Raw genomic sequence first — 12,980 nt, 5'->3', positions numbered from 1 at the left:
TGCAAAGCAACGGGAATCGCTAGCAATTTCGGTTACTACGGCAAATTGCCGCCTGGGGAGACATAATGATGAAGAACCGTGCCGGCTTGCTGGCCCTTGCAGTGCTCGTAATCGCAATCCTACTGATGGTATTTTTCGTCATGCCGCGCATTGGCGGCGATGCAGCCAAGGTCGGCGACGCCATCAACCAGGCGAGCACGGAGCTCAAGGACACGGTTAACGAGTCGGCAAAAACATCGCGCTCGGCCGTGGCCGACGCGGCCGGCGTCGCCGATAAGGTGGGTCGCCTATCGGCCAATGCGAGCGTGTCGCTTACCGAACTCAAGGCACTGTTTGCCGACGGCAAAGGCCCCGCCGACGACGTCTTCACCGCTGCCAAGACGAAGGCCGTCGATGCGCTGAGCGCGCTTGCCGGTTTCGCAATCCCCGAGGGCCTCGATCCGGCGACCCAGGCACTTGCCGTCAAGGCGAAGGACGGCGGCACGAAGGCGCTCGCCATTGTCCAGTCGCTACCGGAGAACATTACCGATGCGCTTGCCGCGATCGCCAAGGCCGAGGCTGCGCTGACCGGTGCGCCTGAGCCTGCGGCGAGCACGGCTGCGGCGAATGCCGGCCCGAAGCTTCCCGCATTCGACGTCCTGCGCGTCGAGCCCGATGGCTCGACGGTGATCGCCGGCTCCGCCGAACCGAACGGCAAGCTCGAAGTGCTTGACGGCGAAAAGGTCGTGACGACAGCCAATGTCGATGCCAGCGGCGATTTCGCCGCCGTTCTCGACGATCCGCTTGCGGCGGGCGACCACCAGCTGGTGCTGAAGTTTACCGGCAAGGACGGCAAGAGCACGCTTTCCGAAGAGGTTGCGACCATCTCCGTACCGAAGGACGGCAACGGCGCCAATCTGCTCGCCATGGTCTCCAAACCCGGCGCGGCGAGCCGCATCATCACCGCGCCGAAGGCCGGCACCGAAGTCGCCGATGCCTCCAACCCGATGGCGCCGCCAACAGACAAGCCGGCAACGGGCGCAGGTTCGGCTGCGCCTGCTGCGACCGTTGCGCCAACCGGCGAGCTGGCGCTGCAGACGCCCAACCTAACCGACGCCGCCTCCGGCGGCCCAGCGACGGCCCCCGCCGTTCCCGGCACCGCCGCACCCGACAAGTCGAATGCGCCCGATGTGATGGTCAACGCCGTCGAAATCGAGGGCAACAAGATTTTCATTGCGGGCACGGCGCGCGCCAACGCCAAGGTCCTCGGTTACGCCGACGACAGCCTTGTCGGCCAGGACACAGCCGGCTCCGATGGCCATTTCGTTATCGACGGCGTGGTGGCGCTCTCGGTCGGCGACCACAAGATCCGCGTCGATGTCGTCGATCCCGCCGGCAAGGTGATCGTGCGTGCAGCGGTGAATTTCAATCGCCCGGCCGGCGACCAGGTCAGGGTCGCGGCGCAATCCGTCCCAGCCGACGCAAATGGCGCCTCCTCGATGGTGCCGCTCGACGAAGGCGAACTCGGCAAGCGCAAGGCCGAAGTCGGCAAGGCCTTCGGCCTGCTGAAGGGGCTGTTTGCCGATGGCAAGCTGCCCGGCGCCGAACAGCTTGCGGCGGCGCGCTCGGCAACCGAATTCGCATTGCGCTCGGTCGCAGATTTCCGGCCGGGATCCGATGCGCCCGACACGTTCAAGCAATCGTCCGGCGCCGCCTCGCAGACCGCGACAAGCGCCTTGAAGATGTTGCAGGGCCTGCCGAAGGATGCAAAATCCGTCGGCGCAGGCCTCGACGGCCTGGGGGCGATCATCGCCGGCCTCTCCGCGTCCCCCGCACCGGCGGCACCGGCGGCACCGGCGGCGCCTGGTGCAACCGACGCGGCAGGCAACCAGCCGAAGACGATCGAACAGGCGCCGCTGACGGCAAACAACGCGGCGGTGATCATCCGCCGCGGCGACACACTGTGGCAGATTTCGCGCCGCACCTATGGGCTCGGCGTTCGTTACACGACGATCTACATCGCCAACGAGGACAAGATCGTCGATCCGGATCGCATCCGCCCCGGCCAGATCTTCGGTCTGCCGAAGGATGTACTGCCGAACGCCGAGGAACTGCACCGCAAACGCCTGTCCAACCGACACCTCTAAAGCGCGTCGCGATCTTTCAGATTCGCTCCCCCGCGCTTTAGCTCTTTGTTTTCGCATGTCGTTGCCGCAAACCACCCGCTGCACACTTTTGCGCGACATGCTTTAAGCGCCAAACACCGTAACGAGGCCGGGCGGGATAACCGCCCGGCCTCTCTTTTCCTGAACCCCGCACTTGTTGTATTCATCCGCCCGGCATCCTATCTGGCGGTGGCGGGGAAGCGCTTCGGGCATATTCCGGTTCCGCGCTCTTGCCGGCATCGAAGCGCGGCAATCGCCGCAAGCCCATCCGGGCTGGAGACAAGCATGGCAAACGGCAAGACAGTCTCGGAATCCAACCTGCTGCAGACGCTTCTCAACCTCTGGCCCTATATGTGGCCGGCCGGCCGACCCGACCTCAAGATGCGCGTCGTCTGGGCGTCGGTCTTCCTGCTGATTTCCAAGTTCGTCCTGCTGCTCGTTCCCTATTTCTTCAAGTGGTCGACCGATGCGCTGAACGGCAGGATGGATCTCGCCGGCTCGGTACCGCCGCTGCTGGCCGGCGCCATCGCCCTGGTAATCGCCTATAACATCACCCGCCTGATCCAGCTCGGTCTCAATCAGCTGCGCGACGCGCTGTTTGCCAGCGTCGGCCAGCATGCGGTGCGCCAACTCGCCTACAGGACGTTCGTGCATATGCACGAGCTGTCGCTGCGCTTCCATCTGGAGCGCAAGACCGGCGGCTTGTCGCGCATCATCGAGCGCGGCACCAAGGGCATCGAGACGATCGTGCGTTTCACGATCCTCAATTCGGTCCCGACCGTCATCGAATTCCTGTTGACGGCGGCGATCTTCTGGTGGGGTTACGGCTTCTCCTATCTCGCCGTCACCGCCTTTACCGTCTGGGCCTATATCTGGTTCACGATCCGCGCATCCGACTGGCGCATCGCCATTCGACGGTCGATGAACGACAGCGATACCGACGCCAACACCAAGGCGATCGACTCCCTCCTCAATTTCGAGACCGTCAAATATTTCGGCAACGAAGAGATGGAGGCAAAACGCTTCGACAAATCGATGGAACGCTACGAGAAGGCGGCAACCGATGTCTGGACCTCGCTCGGATGGCTGAACTTCGGCCAGGGCGTGATCTTCGGCATCGGCACGACGATCATGCTGGTGCTTTCGGCACTCGCCGTGCAGCGAGGCGAGCAGACGGTCGGCGATTTCGTTTTCGTCAATTCGATGCTGCTGCAGCTTTCCGCGCCGCTCAACTTCATCGGCTTCGTCTACCGCGAAATCCGTCAAGGCTTGACCGATATCGAGCAGATGTTCGACCTCCTGGAGGTCCAGGCCGAGGTCAAGGACGCGCCCGATGCGGTCGATCTTCGGATCGGCCAGGGCGCGATCGCCTTCAGGGACGTGCACTTTTCCTACGACCCCGCCCGTCCGATCCTGAAGGGCATTTCCTTCGAGGTGCCGGCCGGCAAGACGGTTGCCGTCGTCGGTCCTTCGGGAGCCGGCAAGTCGACGCTGTCGCGGCTGCTCTATCGTTTCTACGATATCCAGAGCGGCGCGATTACCGTTGACGGGCAAGATATCCGCAAAGTCACGCAGAAGAGCCTGCGCTCGGTGATAGGCATGGTGCCGCAGGATACCGTGCTCTTCAACGATACGGTCGCCTACAACATCCGTTACGGCCGCACATCGGCGAGCGACGGCGAGGTCTTCGCGGCAGCCGAGGTGGCGCAGATCGCCCATTTCATCGAAATGCTGCCCGAAGGGTTCGAGACCAAGGTCGGGGAGCGCGGGCTGAAGCTTTCGGGCGGCGAGAAGCAGCGGGTGGCGATCGCCCGCACCATTCTCAAGGCACCGCCGATCCTGATCCTCGACGAGGCGACGTCGGCGCTCGACACGACGACGGAACGAGAAATCCAGACGGCGCTCGACGTGGTTTCGAAGAACCGCACGACGCTGGTGATCGCCCACCGACTATCGACGGTGATCGGCGCCGATGAAATCATCGTGCTCAAAAGCGGCGAGATCGCCGAGCGCGGAACGCATGGCGCCCTGCTAGAGCGGAACGGTCTCTACGCCTCGATGTGGAACCGGCAGCGCGAGGCGACACAGGCAGAGGAACATCTGAAGCAGGTGCGCGAAAGCGACGACCTGGGGGTGATCACGCGGCTTGCCCCGGCAAGCTGAGCCGGGAGCGACAAGGCCCAAGCTTTTGTTGTTCAGAACTCCGGCCTCGGAACCACGTCCGGGGCCACAGCATTGCCCCGGAGACGGTTTTTCGCTAACCAGCAAAAAACGACAACGCAAGGAGACCGGCAGCATGAGCCTGTTCAACACGGTTCGCAACACGATCGTCCCCGTGCATAAGGAGGGTTATCCCTTCGTTGCCGCCTTCTTTGTCGCGTCGCTGATCCTGGGCTGGATCTTCAAGCCGCTCTTCTGGATCGGCATGATCTTCACGCTGTGGTGCGCCTATTTCTTCCGTGATCCCGAACGCGTGACCCCGCAGGACGACGATCTGGTGATCTCTCCCGCCGACGGCAAGGTCTCGGCGATCCAGATGGTGACCCCGCCGGCCGAGCTCGACCTCGGCTCCGAGCCGATGCTGCGCATCTCGGTGTTCATGAACGTCTTCAATTGCCATGTGAACCGGGCGCCGATGCGCGGGCGTATCGTCAGCATCAATTACCGCTCCGGCAGCTTCGTCAATGCCGAACTCGACAAGGCGAGCGAGGACAACGAGCGCAACGGGCTGGTGATCGAAACCCGCCACGGCCAGATCGGCGTCGTACAGATCGCCGGCCTCGTGGCGCGGCGCATCCTCTGCTGGGCAAATCCCAACGAACCGGTGGATGCCGGCGAGCGCTTCGGGCTGATCCGTTTCGGCTCTCGGCTCGACGTGTTCCTGCCCGCCGGTGCCGCGCCGCGCGTCTCGCTCGGCCAGGTGGCGATTGCCGGGGAAACTGTGATTGCCGAATTCGCCTCCGCCAAGGGTCCCATCATCAGCCGCCGCAGTTAAGGCGCGTCGCGATCTTTCAGATTCGCTCCTCGCGCTTTAGCCCTTTGTTTTTACGCATGTCGTTGTCGCAAAACCGCTGCACACTTTTGCGCGACATGCTCCAGGTTCAGATTGGAACGCGATATGGAAACGCCCTTTCCGCCTTTCGAGCCCAACGGTCCGGATGATTCCGCCCGCGGCCCGCGTCTGCGCGAAATCCCGCTCCGTCTCGTCTTTCCGAACCTCATCACCATTCTGGCAATCTGCGCCGGGCTGACCGGCATCCGGCTGGCTTTCGAGAACCGTTACGAGCTCGCCGTCTCCATGGTGCTGGTCGCTGCCTTCCTCGACGGCATTGACGGGCGCGTGGCCCGGCTGATGAAGGCAACCTCGAAGTTCGGCGCTCAGATGGATTCGCTTGCCGATATCGTCAATTTCGGCGTCGCACCTGCCCTCGTCGTCTATGTCTTCGCGCTCGATCAGGCGCGCTCGCTCGGGTGGATCGCGGCTTTGATCTACGCGATTGCCGCCGGGCTTCGGCTTGCCCGCTTCAACGTCATGGCCGAACGCGAGAACAAGGCGAGCTGGCAATCGGAATATTTCGTCGGCGTACCGGCGCCCGCTGGTGCCATGCTGGTGCTGCTGCCGGTCTATCTCGGCTTCCTCGGCCTGGCGACGGACCGCACCTTCGCCTATGTTTCGTCGATTTATACCGTCGTCATCGCCTTCCTGCTGATCAGCCGGCTGCCGGTCTGGTCGGGCAAATCGGAAGGCAACCGGCTGCGGCGCGATCTCGTGCTGCCGATGATGCTCGGCGTCGTGCTCTATGTGGCTCTGCTGATGAGCTACACCTGGGAGGTGATGGTCTTCACCGTTGCCGCCTATCTCATATCGCTTCCCTTCGGCGCGCGGAAATGGCGCCGGAAATATGGGACGCTGACGATCGAGGAACCCGGCGTCGGCGACGACGACATCGGCCGTCACATCTGAGGCGGACGCGTTTCCTGATTTTTTCGGAGTGATGGGAATGCGTCTCTTCGCATTCCCGGGAAAACTGTTGCGCGCTTTTTCCCCAGAAAAACGGCTGCGCAGTTTTATTGGAACCGCTCTCTTCAGTAAGTATTAACCAACGTAGACTTCAGTTAAGCCTCGCGAATTATGGTGCGCGTTTACAAATCCTGATAAGCTGCGTCCCCGTTTTGTCGCTATTGGTGACCAAACTTCAAAATACAAAATACCCCGGGAAGAAACACGTAAGGAGAGTATCGTGACTTCGAAGAAGAGCAGTAGCGGCGAACAGCAGACGGCCAAGCCCGATCTCGCCGCCAACTATCGCCCTGTCGGCCTCAAGGCTGTTGCGGCGGCATCGCTGATGGCGAAACACAAGCCGACCAGCGTCAAGAAATCCGCTTGAGCGCCCGTGCGACTAACGAAAAGCGGCAGATAGTATTCAGAAGAAACTAAGCTGACCGTCGTCAGGCCTCTGCTTCTCGGGGGCCTTCAGCGGCTTTTCGACGACGACCGGCTGCTGCAGGTCGGGCCCCATATTGGCGACCTTGTTGACTTTGTCGGAGACCGGGACGGCCTCGAAAAAATCGTCCTGAACCGGCCGCATCAGGTCGACCACCTCGCGCGGTTCCTGGGTCTTGCAATCCAGCCAGCGCGAAAAATCTTCCGGCTTGATAATGACGGGCATGCGATCGTGGATCGCCGACATGCCCGAATTGGCCGGTGTCGTCAGGATCGCGCCGGTATCGACCTCGGAACCATCCGCCGAGGACCATGTCTCCATCAGCCCGGCAAAAGCGACGACCCCGCCCTTACGCGGCCTGATCCAATAGGCCTGCGGCCGCTCTCCGCTTTCCTTGGACGGGCGATGCCATTCATAAAAGCCGGTGGCCGGGATAAGTATGCGGCGATGACGCATGGCCGCCCGGAAGGAGGCCTTGCCGATCGCGGTCTCGGAGCGGGCGTTGATCAACAGCGGGAAGTCCCTCGGATCCTTGACCCAGGCCGGGGTGAGACCCCACCGCACGAGCACGGCGCGGCGGTCGGCCAGGTTGCTGCCCTGCTGCCGGCCCTCGCCTGCTATGATGACGAGGATCGGCTGCGTCGGCGCGATGTTATAGCGCGCCGGAAACTCATCGAGATCGACACCGGAGAAAAATTCGCGCAGGTTGGCGCTGGAGCTTGTCAGGGCGAAACGTCCACACATCGGCTTGTCTTTGCACCCGGCTTGAGTCCGGTCAAGGCGTCAGCCTCTCGGCCCAAAGAGGATAATGCTCGTTCCGGCAAGGCAGACCAGCGCCCCGCCGATATCGTAGCGATCAGGCACGCGGCTTTCGACCAGCCAGAGCCAGAGCAGTGAGGCGGCGATATAGATGCCGCCATAGGCCGCGAAAGTGCGGCCGGCGGCCTCGCTCGGCACCAGAGTCAGAAGCCAGGCAAAAAGCGCCAGCGAGACCATTCCCGGGGCCAGCCACGAGATTGGCTTTCCAAGTCTCAGCCACGCCCAGAAGGCGAAGCAGCCGGCAATCTCGAAGACGGCGGCAACGGCATAAATGATGTAGGTCACGGAAGCACCTCTCGCGCCTTCGCATTTCTTCGGCAGTATTCATCGGGTAGGATGGGTCATCACAGCAAGAGCCATCTCATGATCTCCACCGCCAAAGCCGCCTCCTCCGCCATTCTCGAACGCGACGGACGATTCCTTCTGGTGTTGCGGCGCAATCCGCCTTCTGCCGATATGTATGCGTTTCCGGGCGGCCGCGCCGAACCGGGCGAGACGCCGGAGCAAACGGCGTTGCGCGAATTCCGTGAGGAAACGGGCATTTCGGTGCGCAATCCGCAGCTGTTTTCGACCTATGACCTGAAGACCCATGCCGCCGATGGCAGCCTCAGCAGCCACTTCTTCCTGTCGGTCTTCCGCGTCGAGGCGGATCGGGAGCTGGTGGCTGAGGCCGCCGACGATGCGGCGGCGCTCGGCTGGTATACGGTTGAGGAAATCCGGCGGCTGCCGGTGCCGCAGAGTGTGCTCGAATGCGCAGAACGGCTAGAACAGGATGATTTCAGGCCGACCGGCCTATAATCTGAATCTTATTCTGAAATAAAATTAGAGCATGATGTCAAAAGAAACCGCTGACACTTTCGGCAGCATGCTCTGGCTTGCGGCGAATAGGAGTGGAAACTCTCAAGGTCCGCCTTGTTGCCGTCATGCTCAACGTATCAACTGGGAGCATGATTCCCGTTCGACGCGTTTTCCTGTCCCTGCTCGTGCTCGCCGGCCCCACCATGGCGCAGGGTAAGAACGCGCCGCCTCCACGGGAGGAGGAGATTACGCCGCCGCCTGCGGTGACGGTGCCCTATGACGACAAACTGGCACGGCTGGCCGAGGTGTTGGGCTCGGTGCATTATTTGAGAACGCTCTGCAAGGCGGCAGGCGGCGACGAGTGGCGAAACGGCATGCAGCAGCTGCTCGATTCGGAGACCGGCAACGAGCCGCAGCGTAGGGAAAAACTGACCGCGGCCTTCAATCGCGGCTACCGCGCCTTCGCCTCCGTCTATACCGATTGCACCGCGGCGGCCATCGTGGCAGAAGAGCGCTACCGTAACGAAGGTGCAACACTCGCCACAGAAATTACCTCGCGTTTTGGAAATTGACGTTTAATTAACCTGTTTTCGCATGTGGACGTGTCGTTTTGGGAAAAGGCTGTTAGTGTTGTTAACGGTGCAGTAAGACATGAGAAGTTCTGAGGAAAAGACAATGGAAGCAAGCCTCAACGAGATCGACGACATGATCGTCCACGAGAAGATGCAGGCGGCTCTGGAGTACCAGAACGAGGCTTGGGCCGACGGCATGGCCGACGGAATCGAGCCTGAGATCATCGCTGATGCCGCTATTGCGCATGCCCTGCGCGAGACGATCAGATTGCACGGGGAAAGCAGCGCCGAAGCCTTGCTGGATTCGCTGCGTGAACGCATGCTTGCCGGCGAATTCTCCGCGAACCGCACCCTGCAATAATTATTTTCAGAGAGTTTGATGCATACCGGTAAAGAGAAAATTTCGCGAATTCCGCTCGCGCCGGTGCTGCTTGCGTTCAGCCTCGCCGCCGGCAATATTTTCCTTGCCCCGGCAGCCTACGCGCTTTCCGAACTGCACAAGATCCCTGGCCAGGCGGCCAACGACGCGCCGGCTGCACCGGGAAGCGCTCAGGGGCAGAGCCAGCCGCAGAGTGGCACCGCTCCCAGTGTTCCCATGGCCGATCCACTGGTCAACAGCCAGAACAATCAGGGTGTCGACAAGACGCCGGGCGCCCAGGATGCTTCCAAGCCCGCCGAAGTGATCTACGACATCAGCAAGGTGCCCGAGCCGGTTCGCAAGATGCGCGAGCAGATCGTCGAGGCGGCCGCCTCCGGCGATCTCGAACGCTTGCGGCCGCTGATGGGCACCGGCACCGAGCAGACACAGGTGACTGTGGGCGAGCCCACGGACGATCCGATCGGCACGCTGAAGGATCTTTCGGGCGATCCCGATGGAGACGAGATCCTCGCCATCATGCTCGACATCGTCTCGACCGGCTTCGTGCATGTCGGCCAGGGTACGGCAGACGAGATGTATGTCTGGCCCTATTTCGCCGAAAAGGACCTGAAGTCGCTGACGCCGCCGGAGCGTGTCGAGTTGCTGCGAATCGTCACGGCCGGCGATCTTTCCGACATGCAGGAGTTCGGCGGCTATAATTTCTACCGCCTCGGCATTACCCCTCAGGGCAAATGGAAATTCTTCACGGCGGGCGATTGACGCCCACAACGCTTGCGCCTTTCGCGTTTCGCCTTTCGGTGGGACGCTTGCGATCCACCTCATGAAGACATACCTCTGAGCGATAACCAACGCGACAGGTTCCGCCATGCCAGCCGTATTCCTGAAAGACCGCTCACTTCTCTCCATCAGCGGCGCGGAAGCCCAATCCTTCCTGCAGAACCTGATCACCACCGATATCATCTCGCTTGAGGCCGACGAGGCGCGGCCCGGGGCACTGCTGACGCCGCAGGGCAAGATTCTGTTCGACTTCATGATCTGGCAGGAGGGCAACGGCTATACGATCGAAACGGATGCCGGCCAGCGCGATGGCCTGCTGAAGCGGCTGACGATGTACAAGCTGCGCGCTGCCGTCACGCTCACGCCGCGCACCGAAGATGGGGTCACCGTTTCCTGGGACGAAGATGCCGAGGGCGTTCGGGACAGCCGGGGCGTCCGGGACAGCCAGGGCGTCCGGGACAGCCAGGGCGTCCGGGATAGTCGCTTCGCCAAGGCTGGCGTCGCGTTGATCCGTCAGCCCGGCAAACACGGCGACGGTGAAGAATTGCTCTACGATGCGCTGCGCATCACCCACGGCATCGTCACGTCAGGATCGGACTTCGCCCTGCAGGATGCCTTTCCGCACGACGTGCTGATGGATTTCAATGGCGGTCTGTCCTTCAGGAAAGGCTGTTATGTCGGCCAGGAGGTCGTTTCGCGGATGCAGCACCGCGGCACCGCGCGCCGGCGCGTTGTCACAGTGTCCGCTGCAACGGCTCTGCCGGAGACCGGGACGGAGATCTCCGCCGCCGGCAAGCCTGTCGGAACACTCGGTTCGGTCGAAGGCGACCATGGATTGGCGATTGTGCGCATCGACCGCGCCGGCGCAGCAATGGCCGCCGGCACGCCGCTGCTCGCCGGGCAAACACCCGTTTCCCTCGTCCTGCCGCAATGGTCCGGCCTTGTCTTTCCCACCAGCGCCGACGAGGCCAGCGCGTGACGACCACGAAAGCTCCGCGTGCCTGGCAACGCATGTTGTCCGGGCGAAGGCTCGACCTGCTCGACCCCTCGCCGCTCGATGTGGAACTGATCGACATTGCCCATGGGCTGGCGCGTGTCGCCCGTTGGAACGGCCAGACATCGGGCGATCATGCTTTTTCGGTGGCACAGCACAGCCTCGTCGTCGAAGACATTTTCCGCCGCGTCAATGATGCGTCCCCGCAGGAGTGCCTGATGGCGCTGCTGCATGACGCACCCGAATATGTGATCGGCGATATGATCTCGCCGTTCAAATCGGTGGTCGGCGGCGGCTACAAGACGGTGGAAAAGCGGCTGGAGGCCGCCGTGCACCTGCGCTTCGGCCTGCCGCCGCATCCCTCGCGCGACCTCAAGGACCGAATCAAGAAAGCCGATACGATCGCCGCCTATTTCGAGGCGACGGTGCTCGCCGGCTTCACACCTGCCGAGGCACAGAAGTTCTTCGGCCAGCCGCGCGGCATCAGCAGGGAGATGCTGATGATCGATCCGCTGCCGGCGATCGAAGCGCAGCGGCTGTTCTGTGAGCGCTTTGCGGCGATCGAGACCGCGCGGGAGATGGTCTCGTGAGCTTCATCATCGTGTCGCCGCTGTCGCGCATCGCGGAGATGGCGGTGCGCCACAAGGCGCGCGACATGATCAGCCTGATCGCCAAGGAGCAGGCCTTTCATCGGCCGGGCGTGATCGTGGCCGACCGTCATCTGACGCTTGCGATGAACGACATCACCTTCAAGGGCACCGGCGGTCTGGTGGCGCCCGACGAAACGCATGTGCAGGGGATTATCGACTTTGCCGCGTCGTGGCGGCAGGAGACGCCGCTGCTCATCCATTGCTGGATGGGCGTGTCGCGCTCGCCGGCAGCAGCCCTGATCGCCGCACTGTCACTTGCACCGGATCAGAGTGAGGAAACGCTTGCCCGTCGGCTGCGGGCGGCCTCGCCTTTCGCGACGCCGAATGCCCGGCTGATCGAGATCGGCGACGCGCTGCTTAACCGTAGCGGCCGGCTTGTTGCGGCAGTGCGGGCGATCGGACGCGGTGCGGATGCCGACGGCAACGCGCCCTTCGTGCTTGCAATCGCAGCGCCCGCCTGCGGTTGACGCTGCCGCCATCTGCCCCATCTAGCCCCGACCACGTAGAAGAGGCCAGATCATGCAACAACAGGCAGCCGACGTCCTTCTTGCCACGCAAACGGCGCTTAGCCAGGCGAGCGCGCTTGCAGTGCAATATTCCTTCTCCGTCCTCGGGGCCGTAATCCTGCTGGTTCTCGGCTGGGCGCTTGCCGGTTTTGCCAGCCGCTGGGCCTATGAAGGCCTGTCGCGCGTCCATGGCATCGACGAGACGCTGGCGCGATTCTTCACCAATGTGCTGCGATACGCGTTGCTCATCCTGGTGTTCATCACCGTGCTCGGCCAGTTCGGCGTCCAGACAGCCTCGATCATCGCGGCCCTCGGCGCAGCCGGCCTGGCAATCGGACTGGCGCTGCAGGGAACGCTGCAGAATATCGCCGCCGGCATCATGCTGCTGATCCTCAGGCCGTTCCGGGTCGGAGAATATATCGAGACCAGCAGCGTGGCCGGCACGGTGCGCGAAATAGGGCTGTTTGCGACCGAACTCAGGACCGCCGACGGGCTCTACCGGTTGGCGCCGAATTCGACGCTCTGGAATACGCCGATTACCAATTTCAGCCGCGAGGCGACGCGGCGGAACGAGCTGAAGATCAAGGTGGAGGATGACATCGATCGGTCGATGGAAACATTGATGGGCCTTGCCAAAGCCGATTCCCGGGTGCTGAAGTCACCGGAACCGAGCGTCTTCATCGACGGCCTCGGCGACGGCGCGATCTTCGTGACGCTGCGATACTGGGCGAAGACCGGTGACTGGTGGACGGTCAGCCGGGACATGGCAAAACGGGTAAAGCTTGCCTTCGACGAGAACAATCCGGCCGCGTCGCCGGATGCGCCGAACGCCGCACCGGCAGAGATGTCCAACGGCAGGGCGGCCGCCGAAAAGGCAGCACTGAGGCGGCAATGAG

At 62.5% G+C, this 12,980-nt stretch carries 15 protein-coding genes; 13 read left to right on the top strand and 2 right to left on the bottom strand.

Translation table 11 applies throughout. The annotated features are described in order from the left end of the window. The first annotated feature begins 65 nt into the window (after positions 1 to 65). The 5 genes from OS035_RS17045 to OS035_RS17025 all read left to right on the top strand — a co-directional run bounded on the left by OS035_RS17045 (position 66) and on the right by OS035_RS17025 (position 6,532). Positions 66 to 2,126: a LysM peptidoglycan-binding domain-containing protein gene (locus tag OS035_RS17045; RefSeq protein WP_183781087.1), complete on the top strand. Its 2,061-nt coding sequence runs from the start codon at positions 66 to 68 to the stop codon at positions 2,124 to 2,126. 303 nt (positions 2,127 to 2,429) lie between these two features. Beyond that, the gene (locus tag OS035_RS17040; RefSeq protein ID WP_183781084.1) at positions 2,430 to 4,307 is read left to right on the top strand and encodes an ABCB family ABC transporter ATP-binding protein/permease; all 1,878 of its coding nucleotides are present in this window, start codon (positions 2,430 to 2,432) and stop codon (positions 4,305 to 4,307) included. Next, entirely contained in the window at positions 4,291 to 5,139 is an 849-nt protein-coding gene (locus OS035_RS17035; RefSeq protein ID WP_312865347.1) for a phosphatidylserine decarboxylase, read from the top strand. Before OS035_RS17040 ends, OS035_RS17035 begins: the two co-directional genes overlap by 17 nt. A gap of 123 nt (positions 5,140 to 5,262) precedes the next feature. Continuing rightward, on the top strand, positions 5,263 to 6,108 hold the full coding sequence (gene pssA / locus OS035_RS17030) for a CDP-diacylglycerol--serine O-phosphatidyltransferase (RefSeq protein WP_003587548.1): 846 nt from the start codon (positions 5,263 to 5,265) through the stop codon (positions 6,106 to 6,108). 277 nt (positions 6,109 to 6,385) lie between these two features. Beyond that, positions 6,386 to 6,532 carry a hypothetical protein gene (locus OS035_RS17025; RefSeq protein ID WP_003587549.1) on the top strand — a complete coding sequence of 49 codons (147 nt, stop codon included), beginning with the start codon at positions 6,386 to 6,388 and terminating at the stop codon, positions 6,530 to 6,532. A 36-nt stretch (positions 6,533 to 6,568) separates the two neighbouring features. Here OS035_RS17025 and OS035_RS17020 read toward each other — a convergent pair whose 3' ends face one another. Next, the gene (locus OS035_RS17020) at positions 6,569 to 7,333 is read right to left on the bottom strand and encodes an SOS response-associated peptidase (RefSeq protein WP_097626887.1); all 765 of its coding nucleotides are present in this window, start codon (positions 7,331 to 7,333) and stop codon (positions 6,569 to 6,571) included. 39 nt (positions 7,334 to 7,372) lie between these two features. Further along, a complete protein-coding gene (locus OS035_RS17015) occupies positions 7,373 to 7,693 on the bottom strand; it encodes a YnfA family protein (protein ID WP_097626885.1) in 321 nt (106 codons plus the stop codon). Between the two features lie 78 nt (positions 7,694 to 7,771). On the opposite strand from OS035_RS17015, the gene OS035_RS17010 reads away from it, so the two are divergent. The 8 genes from OS035_RS17010 (at position 7,772) to OS035_RS16975 (ending at position 12,979) form a co-directional block, all read left to right on the top strand. Further along, a complete protein-coding gene (locus OS035_RS17010) occupies positions 7,772 to 8,206 on the top strand; it encodes an NUDIX hydrolase (protein WP_097626883.1) in 435 nt (144 codons plus the stop codon). 125 nt (positions 8,207 to 8,331) lie between these two features. Further along, positions 8,332 to 8,778: a TIGR02301 family protein gene (locus tag OS035_RS17005; protein ID WP_097627272.1), complete on the top strand. Its 447-nt coding sequence runs from the start codon at positions 8,332 to 8,334 to the stop codon at positions 8,776 to 8,778. Positions 8,779 to 8,881: 103 nt separating this feature from the next. Beyond that, positions 8,882 to 9,139: a hypothetical protein gene (locus OS035_RS17000; protein ID WP_003578293.1), complete on the top strand. Its 258-nt coding sequence runs from the start codon at positions 8,882 to 8,884 to the stop codon at positions 9,137 to 9,139. An 18-nt stretch (positions 9,140 to 9,157) separates the two neighbouring features. After that, a complete protein-coding gene (locus OS035_RS16995) occupies positions 9,158 to 9,916 on the top strand; it encodes a hypothetical protein (protein ID WP_097626881.1) in 759 nt (252 codons plus the stop codon). Positions 9,917 to 10,022: 106 nt separating this feature from the next. Continuing rightward, positions 10,023 to 10,913 (top strand): CAF17-like 4Fe-4S cluster assembly/insertion protein YgfZ, encoded by an 891-nt coding sequence (ygfZ, locus tag OS035_RS16990; RefSeq protein WP_097626879.1) that lies wholly within the window; start codon positions 10,023 to 10,025, stop codon positions 10,911 to 10,913. Further along, positions 10,910 to 11,518: a YfbR-like 5'-deoxynucleotidase gene (locus tag OS035_RS16985; protein ID WP_097626877.1), complete on the top strand. Its 609-nt coding sequence runs from the start codon at positions 10,910 to 10,912 to the stop codon at positions 11,516 to 11,518. Before ygfZ ends, OS035_RS16985 begins: the two co-directional genes overlap by 4 nt. Continuing rightward, positions 11,515 to 12,045, top strand: coding sequence for a tyrosine phosphatase family protein (locus OS035_RS16980; RefSeq protein ID WP_097626875.1), 531 nt, complete (start codon positions 11,515 to 11,517; stop codon positions 12,043 to 12,045). Before OS035_RS16985 ends, OS035_RS16980 begins: the two co-directional genes overlap by 4 nt. 52 nt (positions 12,046 to 12,097) lie before the next feature. After that, positions 12,098 to 12,979, top strand: coding sequence for a mechanosensitive ion channel family protein (locus OS035_RS16975; RefSeq protein WP_097626873.1), 882 nt, complete (start codon positions 12,098 to 12,100; stop codon positions 12,977 to 12,979). Position 12,980 lies beyond the last annotated feature (1 nt).

This window comes from Rhizobium sp. 268, from assembly GCF_036571585.1.
Taxonomy (GTDB): Bacteria; Pseudomonadota; Alphaproteobacteria; order Rhizobiales; family Rhizobiaceae; genus Rhizobium; species Rhizobium redzepovicii.
This window is presented reverse-complemented; position numbering and strand designations above follow the sequence as displayed.

Coding starts and splice junctions, on each gene's coding strand:
- OS035_RS17005 (WP_097627272.1), top strand. CDS start 8,332: ATGCTCAACGTATCAACTGGGAGCATGATTCCCGTTCGACGCGTTTTC.
- OS035_RS17040 (WP_183781084.1), top strand. CDS start 2,430: ATGGCAAACGGCAAGACAGTCTCGGAATCCAACCTGCTGCAGACGCTT.
- pssA (WP_003587548.1), top strand. CDS start 5,263: ATGGAAACGCCCTTTCCGCCTTTCGAGCCCAACGGTCCGGATGATTCC.
- OS035_RS17045 (WP_183781087.1), top strand. CDS start 66: ATGATGAAGAACCGTGCCGGCTTGCTGGCCCTTGCAGTGCTCGTAATC.
- OS035_RS16975 (WP_097626873.1), top strand. CDS start 12,098: ATGCAACAACAGGCAGCCGACGTCCTTCTTGCCACGCAAACGGCGCTT.
- OS035_RS17000 (WP_003578293.1), top strand. CDS start 8,882: ATGGAAGCAAGCCTCAACGAGATCGACGACATGATCGTCCACGAGAAG.
- OS035_RS17010 (WP_097626883.1), top strand. CDS start 7,772: ATGATCTCCACCGCCAAAGCCGCCTCCTCCGCCATTCTCGAACGCGAC.
- ygfZ (WP_097626879.1), top strand. CDS start 10,023: ATGCCAGCCGTATTCCTGAAAGACCGCTCACTTCTCTCCATCAGCGGC.
- OS035_RS17020 (WP_097626887.1), bottom strand. CDS start 7,333: ATGTGTGGACGTTTCGCCCTGACAAGCTCCAGCGCCAACCTGCGCGAA.
- OS035_RS16995 (WP_097626881.1), top strand. CDS start 9,158: ATGCATACCGGTAAAGAGAAAATTTCGCGAATTCCGCTCGCGCCGGTG.